We start from the raw sequence: 18,760 nt of genomic DNA on the forward strand, positions 1-18,760 counted from the left end.
CTCAGTCCTTGTTCGAGACCCCGGCGGCCTCAAAACTGGCCATATCGGTCATCATCGCCGCCGCGGCTTTGAGCAAAGGCCAAGCCAGCAATGCGCCGGTACCCTCTCCCAACCGCATGTCCAGCGCCAGCAAGGGCTTGGCGTCGAGCAGGTTGAGCAAAGCGGTATGGCCAGCTTCATGCGAGTGATGCGCGAAGACCATGGCACGGCGCGACTCGGGTTCGAGCCTGGTCGCCAGAAGTGCTGCAGCGGTGGCGATGAAGCCATCCACGATCACCACCCGGCGCTGGCGCGCGGTTTCCAGCATCGCACCGGCGATCATGTTGATCTCAAACCCGCCGTATTCGGTCATCGCCTCTTGGGGTGTCAGCGCACCGGTCCGCGCGACGGCCTCGGTCAGGATGGCAAGTTTGCGCTGAACGCCCGCATCGTCCAGTCCGGTTCCACGGCCGATCAAATCCGCGAGCGGCAATCCGGTCAGCTTATGCGCCAACGCGCTGGCCGTCGCCGTGTTGGCAATGCCCATCTCGCCAAAAGCGAGCGCGTCACCCTCGGCTTCGCGCGCGCAGGCGGCCCCATGGTCCAGCGCCAGCTGCGCCTGCGCCGCGTTCATCGCGGGGGCCGTCAAAAAGCTGGCGGTACCGGCGCCAAGGCGTCGGTCAATAAGCTGGGGATGTGAAATCGGCGCGCCCGCGACGCCGGCGTCCACGACCTTGAGCATCACGCCGTTCACCGTGGCAAACACATTCGCTGCCGCACCGCCGGAAAGGAAGTTCAGTACCATCTGGCCAGTGACGACCTGAGGGAAGGCTGAGACACCTTCGAGCGCGATGCCGTGATCCGCAGCAAAGATGACAAGCGTACAGCTGCGCATCTTAGGCTCGGTGGTTTCTTGTAACAACGCAATGGTTTCGGCGAGGGTTTCGATTTGCCCCAGCGATCCCTGCGGTTTGGTCTTTGCGTCGATGGTCTGACGGATGCGCGCGGCGAGAGTATCGATCAAGGTCAGCCTCGGGTTCAGGTCGGGTTCCGGACCTTCCTAACACCCCGCCCTTGCGTTGCAAGCACCACGGGCGACCGCTCATGCCCGCGCCGCGACACCGGGTGGATCGAGTTGTTGGGCGATGGTGTCGGTAAGATCCTTGAGCGAAAAGGGTTTACCCAGAAATACCGCGCGCGGCGTACGGTTCAGCGCCGCGCTGAAAGTATCCGCAGTGTGCCCCGAGACAAAGACCACCGGTGTCCCGGGGCGCGAGACCAGCGCCTCGGCGACCCAGCCAGGACCGTCGATGCCGGGCATGATGACGTCGGTGACGAATATGTCGACGCGGATCGTGGATTCAGCCAGGAATTCCAGAGCTTGTTCACCATCTTGCGCCTCGAACACCTGGTAACCCTGCAGCCGCAGCGCGCGCGCGGCGAAGGCGCGTACGGGGGCTTCATCTTCGACCAGAAGAACTGACGCGCCCCGCGAGGCGACCACCGGCCATGCATCACCGGTATGGGCGGCTGCCAACTGCGGCGACGGGTGAATCGTCGTAAACGGTGCGGCGGGCTGGTCAAAACCGCCCAATTTTGCCGTCAGTGTGACCGGCGAGGTAAACGCACGCGCAGCATCTTTGCTGGTGTGGGTGGTGCTCATCCGGCCTGGCTGAACCGGGTCACGGGCTTCGACGCCGGCCGCGATACCGAAATAGAGGGTGAACACAGTCCCCGCACCCTCAAAACTATCCGCAAAAATGTAACCGCCCATTTGCTTGACAATACCATAAGCTGTGGACAGGCCCAGCCCTGTCCCCTCACCAAGTTTTTTGGTCGTGAAGAATGGCTCAAAGATCTTGTCAATAATATCGTCCGGTATGCCGAGACCCTGATCAATCACGCGGATAAGAGCATACGTCCCCGGTGAAATGCGAGCGCGCCCCAATTCGCGCTCTTCGCGCAGGCGCAGAGACTGTGTCTCAATCCGTATCGTTCCTCCCATCGGCATCGCGTCACGCGCATTAACCACCAAATTCATGATCACCTGTTCCAATTGCCGCCGATCCGCGCGAATCGCGCCAACGTCGGGGTCGTGGCTCAGGGACACGGTGATGCGTTCGCCGACCAGCCGGGTGAGCAGATGGGTCAGATCCTCCAAAAGGCTTTCAAGGCGCAGGACTTCGGATTTCATTGTTTGCTTGCGTGAGAAGGCAAGAAGCTGGCGCACCAAAGCGGCAGCGCGGTTGGCATTCTGGTGGATCTGCAACAGATCATTATAGTCAGGATCAAAACGATCCCGGTTCAGCAACAGCAGATCGCAATGACCCGAGATCGCGGTTAGCAAATTATTGAAATCATGGGCGACGCCACCGGCAAGTTGCCCGATTGCCTGCATTTTCTGGCTTTGAACAAAGCGCGCCTCAAGCGACTTGAGTTCGGTTGCATCCGAAACAACGGCAACCAGCGCCCCCTGCATCTCCGGCGCCGTAGCACGACGCAGAATAATCTGGACGAAAGTGTCCTGCCCCGTCAAAGGCGCTCGCAAAACCTCGGGGCGTCCAAGTGTTCGACCGTTGCGCGCATCTTCAAGCCAATCGGCAACCGGACGCCCCAACCCTTCGACAACCTCCCAGAAAAAACGTCGGTCTCCCTCTGCCACCCCCAGCAGGGCGCGCGCGTGCCGGTTTGTTTCGCCAATGCGACCCTCAGGGTCGATCTGCATGAGAGCGACTGGAATTTCTTCGAAATTTGACGCCGCCGCCCCTTCACCTTCTTGCAACACGCGCCAAGCTGGCATCAAGACCACGTCAAGCAACCCATCCCGTCCACCGACCGGCAAGGCGCGCACACAATGGCCATTGTGCAACGTGAGCGCCAAAGGCATTTGCTCGCCAGCGTCGCGGGCGGCTTCGACAGCCTCCAGGACCTGCGCGGTTTCCGCACCAGGATCGATCAGACTGCGTGTCGCCGCGTTTGCGCGCACGCCCTCGGTATCGCGGGTAATCACCGGCATGCCCAAGTCTTCAATATATCTGCCCCCGCCGCGATTGAGCGCGGAAAAACGCCAGGCGACCAGGTCCCCAGCGGCGTCCAGACGATGAACGGAAAGCCTTAGACCCTTCTTTTGACGCCAGAATTCACGCGTGACGCCGCCTGTCGCTTCAACCTCTGCGAGGAGTGCGGCGACCACCGACGCGGCCTCAACACACCAGGCACCCAGGATCCGTACCGGATCCGTCTCCTCTCTTGCGGCTGGATTGGCCGCCCGTGGTGCACCGTTGAGCGTGGTTATGACCAACGGATCAGGATCAAACTCCGCCGCTTGCAGGAGTGAAGCGCTTAGGACTGAATCGCGCCTCTCATACAGCAGACGGGACAGCGCCGCCGCAAAAGCCAGTATCACAAGGGTTCCTGAGACGCTGGCAATGACAAGTGCTGCCGCCCCGAAGCCAGACACAGCGGCCCCTGCCGCGATGAGAGCGCCCCCGAAAGCAGCGACCAGTATCCGATTCGCGGCGCCGGCAACGCTCTTGAGTAGTGCAGCAAAACCGCCGCGTGCTTTCACCTCTGACACCACTAAATGGTTGTTGAGGATCTGCGAATCGGAATGGCGCACGGGACTGGGCATGACCCCGTTGTGGCTCCAAGGCATTAAGGCATGATTAACAAGAGGACCTTATTACCGTGAAACAGGTTTCGCGCATAGGTTTAGCTGGCAGAGCTCTTGCGCAACACCGCCAGATAAAAGCCATCGCCCCCGTCCAAGGGCGACAAGCGCCGCTCGAGAATGCAGCGCCAGTCGGGCCGGTTTTCCAAAAACGCTTTAACCCGATCTTCATTTTCGTCGCGCAACATCGAACAGGTCGCATATCCAACCAAACCGCCTGGCGCCGTGAGGTCCGCGCATTGGCGCAAGATCGTGTCCTGTATTGACTTCAACTCGGCCAGCCGCGCAGGGGTGAAGGCCCATTTCGCTTCGGGCGCACGCCGCCAGCTGCCCGAGCCGGAACAGGGGGCGTCCGCAAAAATGGCGGACCACGTCCCAGTGGGCGGGCCGGAAAGAACCTTGACAGCTGCACCTGCACGTTTGGCGCGTGCTGGCAGGTCGGCCATGCGACGGGGATCAATATCATACGCCGAAACGGAGAAGCCTTCGGCGGCGAGCGCCAGTGCCTTGCCCCCGCCCCCGGCGCAATAGTCCAGCACCGGGCCGCGGGCATGGGCGGCAAAGTCGAGCGCAATGGCCTGGCTGGCTGCGTCCTGCATCTCGACCCGCCCTTCGATCAGCGCGTCAGAGTTGCGCAAACGACGGGGGTTTGCGGTGACCTCGAGCGCCGTGGTCGCCAACGGGTGCGGTCGCGCTTCGATCCCCAGCGCGGCGAGTTCGCTGATCACAGCGTCACGGCTTGTCCGTGCCGTGTTGACGCGGAGAAAAACCGGAGCGCGGTCGCGCATCCGTGACAGAATAACGTCGGTCTGCCCCTGCAGTGCGGCGTCAAAATGGTCGAGCAGCCAATCCGGACAGTCGAGCGCGGCGGATCGGGTCAGAACAGGCAGAGGTGCGTCCAGTAGGCGGGCCTCGGCTTCGCTTAGGTCGGCTGGAGCGTGACCGACGCCGGTCCAGCCTTCTGGCCGGATCCCGGCCTCGCGGGCGAGGCCGAGCAGCAGCGCGCGCCCCGTCTCGGCGCCACCTAGAGCCGCTGCCGACCGTCGCCGCCGCACCGCCTGAAACACCAGATCGCGCACGGCCTCGCGATCACCGGAACCCGCGAACCGGCTGGCCCGCGCCCACAGGGTGAGCGCCTGCTCAACAGGGAGCCCGGCCAGCCAGCGGTCCAGAAGTTCAATAGCGGCAGCCTCGCGCGCGGCAGGTGTCATGGGGCCTCAGGGGTTTTTGATTACCGATCGTGCATGCGGCAGTGTCGCACGGATGGCAAGGCCCGCCACCTTGCCGATCATGGCGGCATGCGGCACTCTGACCACGATCAAACGCGAGCACGCCATGTCCCTGCCCCTGAACCCCGCCTTCGCCACGACCTTTGCCCCGCCGGTACCCGAAGCGCGCCGGTGGTTGAGCCAGACCACATTGCCCTTGGACTATCCCCTGCTCAACCTGTCGCAAGCGGCCCCGGTCGAACCGCCGACCGCAGAGCTGCGCGCAGCGATGGCGCGGGCAATCGAGCAAGACCCAGAGATCCATCTCTACGGTCCAGTTTTGGGCAACGCCGCCTTGCGAGAGAGGTTGGCGGCGCGGACGGCTGGGTTGTACGCTGGCGTCGTGCGGGGCGATCAGGTGGCGCTGACATCGGGTTGCAACCAGGCATTTTGCGCGGTGATTGCCACGCTCGCCGGGCCGGGTGACGAAGTCATTCTGCCTACACCGTGGTACTTTAACCATGTTATGTGGCTGAGCATGAACGGTGTAACGGCTGTTCCGCTGCCCACGGGCTCGGATCTGCTGCCCGATCCGGACCGTTGCGCCGCCCTGATAACGCCCCGCACCAAAGCGATCACTCTGGTGACGCCCAACAATCCCGGCGGCGTCGAGTATTCCGCAGAGACGCTGGACGCATTTGCTGACCTGGCCGAACGCCATGGCATCGCCTTGATCGTCGATGAGACCTACCGCGACTTCCACACCCAAGACGGGCCGCCACATCGGCTGTTCCAGAACCCTGACTGGGACCGGAATTTCATTCATCTTTACAGTTTCTCCAAAGCCTATCGCCTGACCGGCCACCGCGTCGGGGCGATCGCCGCGTCGCCCGCGCGTCTGGCCGAGATCGAGAAATTTCTCGATACAGTGACGATTTGCGTATCAGGCCCCGGGCAAATGGCGGCGCTTTGGGGGCTGGAGAACCTTGAAAGCTGGCTGGCCGGTGAGCGGCTGGAAATTTTGCGGCGGCGCCGCGCCATGCTGGACGGTTTCGCGCAGGTTCCAGGGTGGGAACTGCTGGGCTGCGGCGCTTATTTCGGCTACGCGCGCCACCCGTTTGAAACCGATTCAACCGCTGTTGCCAAACGGTTGCTGGCAGAGGTCGGCGTTCTCATGCTTCCGGGCACGATGTTCCGGCCCGATACACAAAGCGAAGGTGCCGGTGAGATGCGAATCGCCTTTGCCAACGCGGATGTCGGCGAGATCGGGCAATTGATAGAACGGCTCAAGGCAGTGACCTGAGCCGTCTCAGCCTTTGCGCAGCCTGTCGCCGGATCGAATCACACCGTCCTGCGTGATGCTGCACAAGACGCCCCGCAGCCGCAAAGCCGGGTTGCCCGGCGCGGTGACCCAGTCTTTGGCCGGGGCACCGTAGCGGGTCTTCCATTTGACGCAGGCATCATTGAACACGTCGGACACACGCAGCTGCGCTGTCCCAACCTGCAACACCGTCCCGGTCGGCAGATTGGCCTCGGACAGGTCCATATCGACGATGAACGTATCGCCCGGATGTGGTGTGGCCCTGCGGTCACGCCAGACAAGATCGAGCACGCGGCGTTGCAGGATACAGACCTGAATGCCCGGATGCGGGCTGCCATCGGGCAAGCGCAACCAAGGGGCAGTCGACCATCGTTCGCCCGGGATCCCCCCGGCAACGGTCAGCGCAATCTGGTCGACGAACTGACGGGCCCCATAGCCGGGGCGCAGGCACAATTGTTCAATGGCCGCGCCGTCCTTTGGCGCGGCCATGATATGCGGGATTGCGGCATCAAGTTCGGCGCGGGTCGCCTGATCGCTCATCCAAACCGTTCCTTAATCGTCGAGCACGGGGCCTTCTTCTTCACCGACGTGGAAATCCAGACCGTTGGCGGCGCGGATCTTGTCTTCAATCTCCATCGCGATGGTCGGGTTGGCCTTGAGATAGCCCTTGGCATTCTCACGCCCCTGCCCGATCCGTTCATCGCCGTAGGAATACCACGAGCCGGACTTCTCTACGACGCCCGCCTTGACGCCAATGTCGATCAGCTCGCCGGTTTTCGAGATCCCGTCGCCATACATGATGTCGAATTCAACCTGCTTGAACGGCGGCGCAACCTTGTTCTTCACCACTTTCACGCGGGTCTGGTTGCCGACGATTTCGTCACGGTCCTTGACCGAGCCGATGCGGCGGATGTCCAGACGAACCGAGGCGTAGAATTTCAGCGCGTTGCCGCCGGTCGTCGTTTCGGGCGAGCCGAACATGACGCCGATCTTCATGCGAATCTGGTTAATGAAGATGACCATACAGTTCGACCGGCTGATCGAACCGGTCAGTTTGCGCATGGCCTGGCTCATCAGGCGGGCGTGAACGCCCACACTGGAGTCGCCCATGTCGCCCTCAAGCTCGGACTTCGGGGTGAGGGCAGCGACCGAGTCGACCACCACCAACGACACCGCGCCCGAACGCACCAGCGTATCGACGATCTCCAACCCCTGCTCGCCCGTGTCAGGCTGCGAGATCAGCAGCTCGTCCAGATTGACGCCCAGACGCTTGGCATATTGCGGATCAAGCGCGTGCTCGGCATCGACAAAGGCGCAGACGCCGCCTTTTTTCTGTTCCTCTGCAATCACATGCAGGGTCAGAGTCGTTTTACCTGAGCTTTCCGGCCCATAGATTTCGATGATCCGCCCCTTGGGCAGTCCACCGATCCCCAGCGCGATATCCAGACCGAGCGAGCCGGTCGAGGTCGACTCAATCTCGGCCACAGGGTTATCGGCCCCGAGACGCATGATCGACCCCTTACCGAACTGACGTTCGATCTGGGCCAATGCCGAGTCGAGTGCTTTCTGCTTATCCTGTGAACGCTTGTCCTGCATGTCGAGAAGGCTCGCGGTTGCCATGGTTTAGCCCCTTATTTCACAGCCCGCCCGGGGCCACAATACAGCGTTTGTTCCGTCAATGTTCTCATCTATATGCGGACATAGAGAGAACATTTCAAGCTTTCTTTGTCGCATTCCCTATTTTTGCCAGTTTAGTTAAGAAACCGTTCAAACCGTCGGGGAAAGGGCGCGCGATGCTTGTCTTCTGGGAACAGCGCCTGGTGATCCTGGCCACGCCAAAAACCGGGTCCACGGCGATCGAAACCGCGCTGGCACCGCTCGCATCGCTGTCGGTGATGCAACCCGGCGCGCTCAAGCACAGCGATGCGCGCAACTGGCAGCGGTTCCTGCGGCCCTATCTGCGCGAGCTGTCGGGTCAGGACTTCACAGCCGTGGCGCTGATGCGCGAGCCGATCGACTGGCTGGGCTCGTGGTACCGGGTACGCCAGCGCGAGGATATGTTCGAGCTGCCGGGCTCGACGATGGGCATGAGCTTTGCCGACTTCATCGAGGGGCATCTCGACACCCCGCGCAGCGTGGTCGCCGATGTGGGCTGCCAATCGGCGTTTCTGAGGGGCGATGACGGAAGCGCCTGCGGCGTTGACCGGCTGTTTCGCTATGAAGCGATCGGCGGGTTTGTCGCGTATCTGGAAGAGCTTCTGGATTTCGCCATCGAACTGCCCGAGGTGAACGTCTCACCCAAGGGCGACGGTGCCCTGCCCGATGCTTTGCGTGCCCGTGCACAATCGCGGCTGTCGGCAGACTACGCGCTGTATGCGTCCATCGGCTGAGATCTGGGCGGAAAATCTGGAGCGGGCGGCGGGAATCGAACCCGCGTCATCAGCTTGGAAGGCTGAGGTCTTACCATTACACAACGCCCGCACAGTACGTCGTGCTGGTATTTCATCGACTTTCGCCCGTCAAGAGCACTCGCTTCGATAAGACCGCATCTTGGTCCCAAGGCGAGTGCTGTCGGGTCTTCATCCCCGACAAGCCGACGCGCCAAAGCGTCGGTGCTGGGTGGCCTCTGGCCTTCTGTCAGCGGTGCGAACCGGGCAAAGGGTGCCATCCGCGTCACCTTTCGGGGCGCGCTGGCCATGGCGGCCACCGCGGCGGCGGCAATGATCTTCGGGGTGACGGCGGGCTTAAGCGCGCCCGTGTCACACCAACCCCGTCAACACCAACCCGACGAAGGCTGCGGCCACCAGCAGCATGAGCCCGACCGCGAGCGAGCCGAGATCCTTGGCGTCTTTGGCCATCTGCGACCATTCGGGCGAGAGACGGTCGGTCAGCACCTCAATCGCGGTGTTGATCGCCTCTGTCGCGAGGATCGCGGCGAAAAGCCCGACCGCGACCAGCCAGTGCCACGGCTGCACCCCGAACCACACGAAGGCGATGGCGACGATCCCAGCCCCGCCGATCTCAAGCCGGGCGGCGGTTTCGCCCCACAGCCGACGCAGCCCGGCCAGGGAATAGCTGGCCGCGTCGAGCACATGGAGCAACCCGCCTCGCGCAGGCGTCACGGCGCGGGGTGTATCGCGAAGCGGTGCGGTCATCCGCTGACCTCCGCGCGGCGGCACGGCCCGGCCAAGTCGAGTCCGGGGTCACGAACCGAGGTTGTGACGTCCAGCAACCCCAGCACGGTGTGAAACAGGTTGTCCTGACTGACCGGCTGGTTCGCTGCTTCGGACAGGCAGACAGGGTCCAGCGCCATGGCTGTGCGGAAATCGTCGCCCAACCACATCACCATGGGCACATGGGTTTGCTCAGCCGGTGCCATGAAGCCGGGGGCGGCGTGCAGGTAGAGGCCATTTTCGCCCAGCGACTCGCCGTGGTCCGACAGGAAGATCATCGCCGGCAGAACCCTGTTCGAGGCTGCCATCAGGTCGATGGCGCGCGACAGAACGAAATCGGTTTCCAGAACCGAGTTGTCGTAGGCGTTCACGATCTCGGCGACGGCACAGTCTGAAAACTGCGAGGTCTCGCAGGACGGCTGGAAAACGGCCCGTTCGGGCGGATAGCGCAGGTGATAGGCCGGGCCATGGCTGCCGATCATGTGCAAGACAAGAACCGTGTCCTGCGTGATCGTGGCCAGTCGGTCCTCGATCAGCGGCAAAAAGACCTCATCTGTACATTCGCCGGTACAGGCCTCGGGTGCCAGCGCGGCATCCACCCGCTGCCAGCCAGCGCGCGCGGCGATCCGCTGGTCGCCGGTATTGTTGTCATACCATTCCACGGCCAGCCCCGCATGCCCCAGAACATCAAGCAGATTTTCCTCTTGCAGAAAGCTGGAACGGGAATATTCGGCCTGCGTCAGCCGCGAGAACATGCACGGCAGCGACACAGCAGTCGAGGTGCCACAGGACGTCATGTCGCTGAAATTGATCACGCCACGCTCACGCAACCCCGGCGTCGTGTCACGCGCATAGCCGTTCAGACCGAAGTTCTGCGCCCGCAGGGTTTCACCGGCGAAAATCACCAGCAGCACTGGCTCGTCTGCCGCCGCCAGCGCCGGTCCCGGGTGCGCATCCGTGCCAAGCGGGCGGGCAACCGGATCGGCGGTGCTCCATTGCTCGCGGCCATAGCGCAGTGCGGCGATGATCGGGGCTCCCGGCAGATACGCCGTCATAAGGTCATGGTGCTCGCGCAACACCGCCGAGAAGGCTTTGTAGTCGGCAAACAGGGCGCCCAACATCAGCGCGAAAGACACGATCACAGCCACTGGCCAGCGCCAGAGGTGATGCCACCACGCAAGTCTGCGCACCCTTGGCCAAAACACCAGCAAGGCCGGCAGCACCCCGGTAAGGGCGATCTGCACCACCATGCCCGAGGTCACCAGATGCCGCGACTCTGCCACCGTCGTCTCGAAAATGTTGCGCACCATCTCGCGGTCGATCAGCACACCGAAAGACTGCTCATAGTAGTTGGCCGAGGCCGCGATCACGATCAACAGCGCCGCCACCGGCTGTTGCAACCGCCAGGGCCCCAGCAGCTCGAGCGTCAGGACCGTCAGCGCCCAGATGGCCGCCCCGAACAGGGCTTCCTGCCAGAGCGAGTCAGGGAATATCTGCGACAGCCGCGACCAGAACCCGGCGTTCAGCATCACCATGATATAGCTGGCAACAAGGACGGTGAGCAGTGTCTGCCCGATCACGGGCCGGGTCAGGAACAGCTTCGGGGGCTGGACGGAGGTTTCTGTCATGGGGTGGACTACTTTCGCACTGTGAGGACTGGCCGCCGGGGAGGCATCATCGGATCATCCCTGGCCGGATCCCGGCCACGGCCAACACGGCGGTCCTAGCAAGCCAAACTTTCGACAAGCTTACAGACCCGGCCCTTTGCAATTAATTCTGTCGCCGGCTCGGCTTGGGCGCGCTATGCAGGGCCATGCGACTCCTGCTTGTCGAAGACAGTGACGATCTGGCCCGGTCCGTCCTGCGGTTCCTGCAGGGCGAGGGCCACGCCGTGGATCATGCGCCCGATGCTGCGACAGCCCGCGCTGCGCGCGACGGGGCAGATTTTGCCTGCGTCATTCTCGACCTCGGCCTGCCCGACGGGTCCGGCCTTTCGCTGCTGAAAGCGTGGCGCGCAGCGGGCGACCGCACACCGGTCATCATTGCCACCGCGCTTGACCAGATCAGCGACCGGATCGCAGGACTGGATGCGGGTGCGGATGATTACGTCGTCAAACCCTACGACCTGCGCGAATTGTCCGCCCGCATCCGCGCTCATGCCCGCCGCGGACAGGGCCTGCCGGAAACACGGATGCAGGTGGCCGAACTTGAGGTCGACCGCGCGGCCGCGCGCCTCTGGCGCGACGGCGCCGAGATCCGCCTGACCGCCCGCGAATGGGCGCTGTTCGATACGTTCATCGGCGCCCGTGGGCGGGTGCTCAGCAAATCCACGCTGGAAGAGGCCCTCTATACCTTCGATGCCGCCGTCGAAGGCAACGCCGTCGAAGTCTATGTATCGCGCCTGCGGCAGAAGCTGGGGGCAGGCCTCATCGAGACACGGCGCGGTCTCGGCTATGTGCTGCCATGACGACGCCCTGGTCCTTGAACCGGCGTCTGAGCGGGCGCGTTCTGGGTCTGGTCATCGCGGGCTGGCTTGCCACCATCACGCTTTCGATCATGGCGTTGAACCATGAAATGAACGAAATGTTCGACCAGGAGTTGAACGTCCTTGTCGAGGCCACGCTGCTGTTTCTTGACAGCACGCAGGACGGGGTTATTCCCCGCAGTCTGGGGGTCGAGACCAGCGACGGTGAGCGCGTGCTGCGCATTCTTTCACCACTGGTGCCCCCCGCCCCGGCCCCCTGGCCATCGTCCACCGTCGACGGCTATCAGGATGCGCCGGGCTGGCGCATCCTGCGCCGAACCGCCGAAGGCGCGGTAATAGAGGCCGCTCATACCACCACATGGCGGCGCGAAGAGGTGATGGAAGCCGCCTCTGCGCTGCTGGTTCTGACCCTTCCGCTGGTCGCACTGCTGCTATGGGGCCTTCGTCGCATCGTGACCGATGCCACGCGCCCGGTCGCCAAACTGGCCGTCGCGGTGGCGGTGCGTCGCCCGGATGACTTCTCGCCGCTCGGCGCCGCGGGCTTGCCGCAGGAACTGATCCCACTTGCCGAGACCTTCGACGCCTATCTGGCCCGGATCGAAGAGCTGCGCCGGTCCGAGCGCGATTTCGTCGCCAATGCCTCGCACGAACTGCGCACCCCGCTTGCCGCCCTTCGCAGCCGGCTGGAGCTGTCGGCTGATCCCGATGCGGTGGCTGCCGTGGTGACGGTCGATGCGCTGACCAGACGGGTAGAGCGGCTGCTGCAACTTGCGCGGCTCGAAGCGGGCGTCGGAATTGGCCGCGGCCCGACGGATCTGGTGCGCATCCTGCGGTTGCTGATCGACGAGTTGCGCCCGTCGAGCCCCCACCCGATCCACTTCGACGATGCGGACCTCGAGAGCCTGATGGTCGCCGCCGATGCCGACGCGCTGGCGATCCTGCTGCGCAACCTGATAGAGAATGCGCTCGAGCACGGCACCGGCGAGGTGCGCCTGCTCCTCACGCCTTCCTGTGTACTGACCATTGAAAACCCCGCAGACAGCATCCTTCTTCCCGAGACCCGTTTCAGTCGCGGCGACGGCTCCTCGGGCGTCGGGCTGGGCTTGTCCATCGTCGCGGCTCTCGCCAAGGCGATAGGGGTTTCGCTGACACGGACGACACGGCAGCAAGTGGTGCGTGTCGAACTGCGCTTCCCTCAGTTCGAGACGGAGTGAGCGTCGAAAGCCCCGCGATCCTGCGGCAGTAGCCTCGCCGCCCGAGGTCTTGGCGAAAGGATCGCACCATCAAACCCTGGGATCAGACACCTGAGCACCACCCGAAACAGAACGCCCGCCAACCAGGGGTCAGCGGGCGTTGTATTTCCATGTTTCGGCGCATTCACGGTCAGAAGGTGAGGGCGACCTCGAAAGACAGGCCGTAGCCGGAGACGTCGGCATCGCGGCCCAAACCCTCGACAAAGGCAGCGCCGGAGGAGCGAAGCCCCTGCCCGTTGTCATAGCTCAGACCGAAATCCAGGCGCAGGCGATGGCCTTCTTCTTGCGTAATATAGGCACTGGCAGCCCCGCTGCCCTCGGTGCGGCTGTAGATCCCCGAGACCCCGAAATCGAGCAGCAGATCGCCTTGGGACACAAGGATCGGAACTTCGAAATCCATTCCGAGTGCAAGCTCGGTCAGGGTCACCCTTTGCTCAGGAACAACCGTACCGGCGCTGACATAGGCATTTTGCGCGTCGCTGACATGGCTCAGCGTCAGATTGGGGATAAGGGTCCATCCCCTTTCCGTCGCGATGCGCCCCTGCGCCCCCAAGGTGGCCAACAGACGGTCACCCGAGAAGCGGCCGCTCTGTCCGGTGGACAGGGTGATGTCGTTGTCCGTCTGTCCGAACAAAAGCCGCCCATCGACAAAGAACGGATGATCGCCGATCTGGGCAGCGAAATAGGGGCCGACAAGCCAGCCCGTCCCTTCGACCGTGGTCCCCCGCGCGTCCTCTTGTTGCGCGAAGTCATATTGCAGCATCGCGCCGACGATTGCTCCAGAAGACAGCTGCCTGTGATAGCCAAGGGACGCGAGGCCATAGCGCAATTCTTCGCTATCGCTTTCGGACCACGAACCGGAAACGGCCAGCCACAGCGGTCCGTTCCCACGCGAGCTCAGGGTGAAGTTTCCGCCCGCACGCGTGACACTGACAGAGGCACTGCCCGAGTGCTCCCCTGTGACAAAACGCGCGACGTCCGGTTGGTTCTGGATCAGGCTGCGCGCGCGTCCTTGCAAGAAATGCGCGACCGCTTCGCTTTGCTCGGCCGATGTGTCGAGCTGCGCGACAGCCGTGGCCCCGACAGACGGCTCCCCCGTGATGTCGCGGGCCGCACCGTCTGCAACCGCCACGGTGACGTTGCCGCGATCATTCGGCGTGAGGGTCGCAGAATAGACCGCGCCACTTCCCCTCAGCGTCCCCATCGACGCGTTGGTGAGGGAAATATCCGACGCCTCGAACCCGATAACAGTCTCGCTGAAGGTAAAGGTCACATCGAAGGTCTGGCCGCGGGTGATCCTGTCCGGGACGCCCGCTATCGTCAAACCCGGCGTACTGCCATCAGGCACCACGACAATGGTGTTCGACGCGAGATTTCCATTGCCCGCCGCGTCGAGAACCGTGCCGGCAAGTAGCTGGACCGACTGCGCGAAATCGGTGCCCGTTGCCTGAAGCGTGTAGCTGTCGCCCGTGCCCGACAAGTTGGAAAGATCCACATTCGTGGTGGCGAAATCCCCCAGCGCCAGGCCGGTCACATCCTCATCAAAGCTGATCGTCACCGTATAAGGCGTTCCGGGAAAGCCCGGCGTTGCGGTAAGCGTCGGCGTCGGGGCGGTCAGGTCGGCGGTGTTGGTCACAGCCGTCGCCGCCGTGTTGCCCAGCCCGGCAAGGTCCGTCACGACGTTCTCGGCAAAGTTGACCGTCACGGCTCCGTCTGCGGTGGGTGTGATCGTGGCGGTGTAGAGCGTGGCGCTCGTCTGTTGCAGATCGGACGCCGTGCCGTTGGTGACGCTGATGTCCCCAAGCTCGAGCCCGGCCACCTCTTCGGAGAAGGTCATTGTCAGCGTGAAGGCCGCGTTCACCAGACCCGAGGGCATATCCAGCGTCACCGTCGGGCGGGTCACATCCGCCGTGGTGCTTGCCGTGTTCGAGGCAATGCTCTCGTTGCCCGCCGCATCGCTGGCGACAGCCGCGCCCACCGACACGGTCATCATGCCGTCGGCCGATGGCGTGATCGAGGCCGAATAGAGCCGTGCAGAGACGGTTTGCAAGTTCGAGGCAACGCCGTTCGTCACGGTGATGTCGCCAAGCGCGAAGCCCGTCACATCCTCATCAAAGCTGATCGTGGCGGTATAGGGGTCGCCCGGCGCGTTGGCGGTTAGGCTGACCGTCGGCGTCGGGGCGGTCAGGTCGGCGGTGTTGGTCACAGCCGTCGCGGCCGTGTTGCCCAGCCCGGCGAGGTCCGTCACGACGTTCTCGGCAAAGTTGACCGTCACGGCCCCGTCTGCGGTGGGTGTGATCGTGGCGGTGTAGAGCGTGGCGCTCGTCTGTTGCAGATCGGACGCCGTGCCGTTGGTGACGCTGATGTCCCCAAGCTCGAGCCCGGCTACCTCTTCGGAGAAGGTCATTGTCAGCGTGAAGGCCGCGTTCACCAGACCCGAGGGCATAGCCAGCGTCACCGTCGGGCGGGTCACATCCGCCGTGGTGCTTGCTGTGTTGGAGGCGATGTTGCTATTGCCCGCCGCATCGCTGGCGACGCCCGCGGCCACCGACACGGTCATCGTGCCGTCGGCCGATGGCGTGATCGAGGCCGAATAGAGCCGTGCAGAGACGGTTTGCAAGTTCGAGGCAACGCCGTTCGTCACGGTGATGTCGTCGAGCGCGAAGCCCGTCACATCCTCATCGAAGCTGATCGTGGCGGTATAGGGGTCGCCCGGTGCGTTGGCGGTCAGGCTTACCGTCGGCGTCGGGGCGGTCAGGTCGGCAGTGATGGTCGCCGCCGTCGCCGCCTCGTTGCCAAGACCGGCAAGGTCCGTCACGAGGTTCGCAGGGAAATTGACCGTCACCGTGCCGTCTGCGGTGGGGGTGATCGTCGCCGTGAAAGTGGTCGTGCTGGTTTGTTGCAAGTTCGAGGCCGCGCCATTGCTGACCGAAATGTTGCCCAAAGCGATCGCGCTCACCTGTTCGGATAAGGTCATCGTCAGCGTGAAGGGCGCATTCACAGGCCCGGTTGGCACATCGAGCGTCACCGTCGGGCGGGTCACATCCGCCGTGGTGCTCACCGTGTTGGACACGGTGTTGCCATTGCCCGCCGCATCCGTGGCAGCGCTTGCAGCCACGGACACGGAGACCGTGCCGTCGGCGTCGGGCGTGATCGTGGCAGAGTAGACCTGTGCCGAGACGGTCTGAAGGTTCGACGCCGTGCCGTTCACAACGGTGAAATCGCCAAGTGCAAATCCGGTCATGTCCTCGTTGAAGGTCACGGTCACATTGAAAGGGCCATTCACCTCAGTGGGGATCGCGGAGATCACAGCGCTCGGCGCTGTCACATCCCGCGTGCCGCTGAATGTCGCGCCTGTGCCCAGATTGCCGAGCTGATCGGCGGCTGCCGCATCGGCAACGGAGACCTGAAACGCTCCTGTGGAGCTGAGGGTCAGATCGGCAGTATAGGTATTGCCGCTGCCGCTGAAATTCGAAAAGGAGCCGGTGCCTGAAACCAGGGTCAGGTCGCTTACGTCGAACCCGGTCGCGGTTTCGGAAAAGGTGAATGTCAGCGGGACCACGGAATTGTTGGTCGGCTGGCTGGACGACGAGGTGATCGACAGCGTCGGGCCCATATTGTCAATGCGGTAGCCCTCACTCGTGCCGATCACTGAAAAAATGGTCATGGCATTACCCGCAAGATCGTAGATGGTCGCTGTGGAGAATAACCCTAAGCTTACAGTGCCCGTACCATCACTCGCGCCAACATCGAATGTAAGTCCCAAACGATAGACAGATGAAGACACTTCGGTTTCTGTCGTTGCTAAGGCAGAGCGAAATGGAAGGCCGCTTGAGTGATATATGCCAAAATCCGTTGAGAGATTGACGTCTGTCACCGGTTCGGAAAAGGTTATTTCCCACATCAATTCGCTTTTTGCATCGACACGTTCCTCTAAAGGATCATACCGTGTAATCGACACGACGCGTGGTCGCCTGGTGTCTTGGGCATGGGCTTTCTGGATAAAAGCACTGGTGCAACACAGCACCACCAAAGCCATCGCGATGTGTTTGAGAAAACTTCGTCCGTTCATCTTCTTCCCCTTAAGTCTGGGGCATGAAGAACAAGCAACATACCCCATGGGTGACACAGTCCTTCGACTGCGCTGCATCCATTTAGCCAGTTGCTTGCGACGGAAAGACGCGAATACGCGTCTTCGGATCTTCCCGAAAGCCGACATCTTACCGGTGAGGCTGTTTACACCGGGGGTTCTCAAGCAGCGGCAATTTCCACAATTAAAGGAAAAAGGAAAAGAGCCTGCTGGCTTGTCATGAGAAAACAACGGCTTGTGCGGCGTTTAGGTCACAGCTATTAAAACCGAAAACTCTGTTGCGACCGTTGGTCTGTAAAAATCAACAGATATTGCCTCTGGCAAACCATCTCTGTTTCCCAGGCAAGAACAACCACCCGCTCGCTATTGCTTGACTGTTTGCCTTGGGCCGAAAGCCGCCCGGCACCGTTCATGGCTTTCGTGACACCATGGACCGCGCGTGGACAATTGGCGCGCCAGAGGCCCCTAAGCACAGACCGTCAGGCTTCCCCCGGCCGCCTCAGCGATCCGCGCAATGCCGCCCGTCACGCCCGCGTTTATGCCGGTGACACGCGCCACGTCTCGGCGTCGCTGCCGTCAGATCGTTTCCGCCAGATTGAACAGACAATCGCCCAGTCCCGCCAGCGTCAGCGCCCGGCGGCATGAGACGATGCCTTCCGCGGCGAACCGCAGTTCGGTCGGCGGGGTCAGCACCTGATCGATGTGATAGAGCAGGCCCGCACTCTGGCCTTTGCTGACCGCGTCGCCCGGCGCTGCGTGCGGCTCGAACAGACCGGCGTGGCGGGCGTAGATCGACAGATCGCGCGGCAAGGTCCGCGCAAAACGCGTCTCGGCGCGCGGCGGAACGTCAGCGCCCTGCCAGATCCCGTAGGCCGCCAGAACGCGGCGCGTGCCTTCTTCGGCGTGGCGTGTGCCTTCGGGGTCCAGCGTGGCACCGCCCCCCAGTTCGCAGGTGATCGCCGGTATCCCGCGCTCGGCGGCAGCGGCGTAGAGGGTTGTCGCCCCCCCGCCACCACCGCCTTGCGTCAAGATGCTCCAGGGAGCACTGAAGACCTCAAGCAGCTTGCGGATGGCTGCATCGGTCTCGGGTGCCTTGCCGTAGTGTCCCAACCCGCAATGCACATAGTTCAGCGAACGCCCGCCCGAATGCAGGTCGATGACCAGATCGGCACGCGCAAAAAGTTCAGTCGAGATGTAATGCGCCAGCATCTCGGTCGGCGTCCCCGCAGCGCGCCCGGGAAAGGCGCGGTTCAGGTTGCCCTCGTCGAGGGGCGAGACACGGCGTCCGGCGCGCACGGCCGGGGCGTTGAGCGGGGGCAGGATGATCACCCGGCCCGTGACATCCGCCGCGTCGATCGCGCGGGCCAGACGGTTAAGCGCGACCTGTCCCTCGTACTCATCGCCATGGTTGCCTGCGCAGAGCAAGGCGGTCGGCCCCTCGCCGTTCTTGATGCGCACCACCGGGACGCCGATCCAGCCATAGGCCGAGGTGTCGACCGAATGCGGAATGCGCAGGAAATCGCTGTCCTTGCCTTCGGCGTCGAAATCCAGTCCACACCAGACCATGCTCTTGTCCATCGC

14 protein-coding genes and 1 tRNA gene are annotated in these 18,760 nt (G+C 62.9%); 5 read left to right on the forward strand and 10 right to left on the reverse strand.

Features of this window, described 5'->3' with window-relative positions; translation table 11 throughout:
- Position 1 precedes the first annotated feature (1 nt).
- The 3 genes from cobT to EAE28_RS02760 form a co-directional block, all read right to left on the reverse strand.
- The gene (gene cobT / locus EAE28_RS02750; protein ID WP_220443876.1) at positions 2-1,003 is read right to left on the reverse strand and encodes a nicotinate-nucleotide--dimethylbenzimidazole phosphoribosyltransferase; all 1,002 of its coding nucleotides are present in this window, start codon (positions 1,001-1,003) and stop codon (positions 2-4) included.
- Between the two features lie 78 nt (positions 1,004-1,081).
- Entirely contained in the window at positions 1,082-3,610 is a 2,529-nt protein-coding gene (locus EAE28_RS24135; protein WP_246022226.1) for an ATP-binding protein, read from the reverse strand.
- An 80-nt stretch (positions 3,611-3,690) separates the two neighbouring features.
- Positions 3,691-4,860: an RsmB/NOP family class I SAM-dependent RNA methyltransferase gene (locus tag EAE28_RS02760; RefSeq protein WP_127104283.1), complete on the reverse strand. Its 1,170-nt coding sequence runs from the start codon at positions 4,858-4,860 to the stop codon at positions 3,691-3,693.
- Between the two features lie 124 nt (positions 4,861-4,984).
- Between EAE28_RS02760 and EAE28_RS02765 the strand changes: the two genes are divergently transcribed.
- Positions 4,985-6,160 (forward strand): aminotransferase, encoded by a 1,176-nt coding sequence (locus EAE28_RS02765; RefSeq protein ID WP_127104284.1) that lies wholly within the window; start codon positions 4,985-4,987, stop codon positions 6,158-6,160.
- A gap of 6 nt (positions 6,161-6,166) precedes the next feature.
- Here EAE28_RS02765 and EAE28_RS02770 read toward each other — a convergent pair whose 3' ends face one another.
- Both EAE28_RS02770 and recA read right to left on the reverse strand, forming a co-directional pair.
- Positions 6,167-6,718: an MOSC domain-containing protein gene (locus tag EAE28_RS02770; RefSeq protein WP_127104285.1), complete on the reverse strand. Its 552-nt coding sequence runs from the start codon at positions 6,716-6,718 to the stop codon at positions 6,167-6,169.
- Between the two features lie 12 nt (positions 6,719-6,730).
- Positions 6,731-7,798: a recombinase RecA gene (gene recA / locus EAE28_RS02775; RefSeq protein WP_127104286.1), complete on the reverse strand. Its 1,068-nt coding sequence runs from the start codon at positions 7,796-7,798 to the stop codon at positions 6,731-6,733.
- Between the two features lie 173 nt (positions 7,799-7,971).
- Here recA and EAE28_RS02780 point away from each other — a divergent pair, with 173 nt between their 5' ends.
- Positions 7,972-8,568, forward strand: coding sequence for a sulfotransferase family 2 domain-containing protein (locus EAE28_RS02780; RefSeq protein WP_127104287.1), 597 nt, complete (start codon positions 7,972-7,974; stop codon positions 8,566-8,568).
- 17 nt (positions 8,569-8,585) lie between these two features.
- Here the strand turns inward: EAE28_RS02780 and EAE28_RS02785 are convergent.
- The 3 genes from EAE28_RS02785 to EAE28_RS02800 all read right to left on the reverse strand — a co-directional run bounded on the left by EAE28_RS02785 (position 8,586) and on the right by EAE28_RS02800 (position 10,979).
- Positions 8,586-8,659: transfer RNA gene (locus EAE28_RS02785), tRNA-Gly, on the reverse strand.
- Positions 8,660-8,937: 278 nt separating this feature from the next.
- Positions 8,938-9,333 carry a diacylglycerol kinase gene (locus EAE28_RS02795; protein ID WP_127104288.1) on the reverse strand — a complete coding sequence of 132 codons (396 nt, stop codon included), beginning with the start codon at positions 9,331-9,333 and terminating at the stop codon, positions 8,938-8,940.
- Positions 9,330-10,979 carry a phosphoethanolamine transferase gene (locus tag EAE28_RS02800; protein ID WP_127104289.1) on the reverse strand — a complete coding sequence of 550 codons (1,650 nt, stop codon included), beginning with the start codon at positions 10,977-10,979 and terminating at the stop codon, positions 9,330-9,332. The genes EAE28_RS02795 and EAE28_RS02800 overlap by 4 nt, the downstream gene beginning before the upstream one ends.
- A 185-nt stretch (positions 10,980-11,164) precedes the next feature.
- Between EAE28_RS02800 and EAE28_RS02805 the strand changes: the two genes are divergently transcribed.
- Together EAE28_RS02805 and EAE28_RS02810 are read left to right on the forward strand one after the other, a co-directional pair.
- Entirely contained in the window at positions 11,165-11,818 is a 654-nt protein-coding gene (locus EAE28_RS02805) for a response regulator transcription factor (protein WP_127104290.1), read from the forward strand.
- Entirely contained in the window at positions 11,815-13,050 is a 1,236-nt protein-coding gene (locus EAE28_RS02810) for a sensor histidine kinase (protein WP_127104291.1), read from the forward strand. Before EAE28_RS02805 ends, EAE28_RS02810 begins: the two co-directional genes overlap by 4 nt.
- A gap of 169 nt (positions 13,051-13,219) precedes the next feature.
- Here the strand turns inward: EAE28_RS02810 and EAE28_RS02815 are convergent, their stop codons facing one another.
- A complete protein-coding gene (locus EAE28_RS02815; protein WP_127104292.1) occupies positions 13,220-16,756 on the reverse strand; it encodes an Ig-like domain-containing protein in 3,537 nt (1,178 codons plus the stop codon).
- A gap of 175 nt (positions 16,757-16,931) precedes the next feature.
- Between EAE28_RS02815 and EAE28_RS02820 the strand changes: the two genes are divergently transcribed.
- The gene (locus tag EAE28_RS02820) at positions 16,932-17,402 is read left to right on the forward strand and encodes a hypothetical protein (RefSeq protein ID WP_127104293.1); all 471 of its coding nucleotides are present in this window, start codon (positions 16,932-16,934) and stop codon (positions 17,400-17,402) included.
- Positions 17,403-17,755: 353 nt separating this feature from the next.
- On the opposite strand, the gene EAE28_RS02825 is transcribed toward EAE28_RS02820, so the two are convergent.
- Positions 17,756-18,757 (reverse strand): succinylglutamate desuccinylase/aspartoacylase family protein, encoded by a 1,002-nt coding sequence (locus tag EAE28_RS02825; protein ID WP_127104294.1) that lies wholly within the window; start codon positions 18,755-18,757, stop codon positions 17,756-17,758.
- Positions 18,758-18,760 lie beyond the last annotated feature (3 nt).

The sequence above is a fragment of the Pararhodobacter zhoushanensis genome, assembly GCF_003990445.1.
In the GTDB taxonomy this organism is placed as follows: Bacteria; Pseudomonadota; Alphaproteobacteria; order Rhodobacterales; family Rhodobacteraceae; genus Pararhodobacter; species Pararhodobacter zhoushanensis.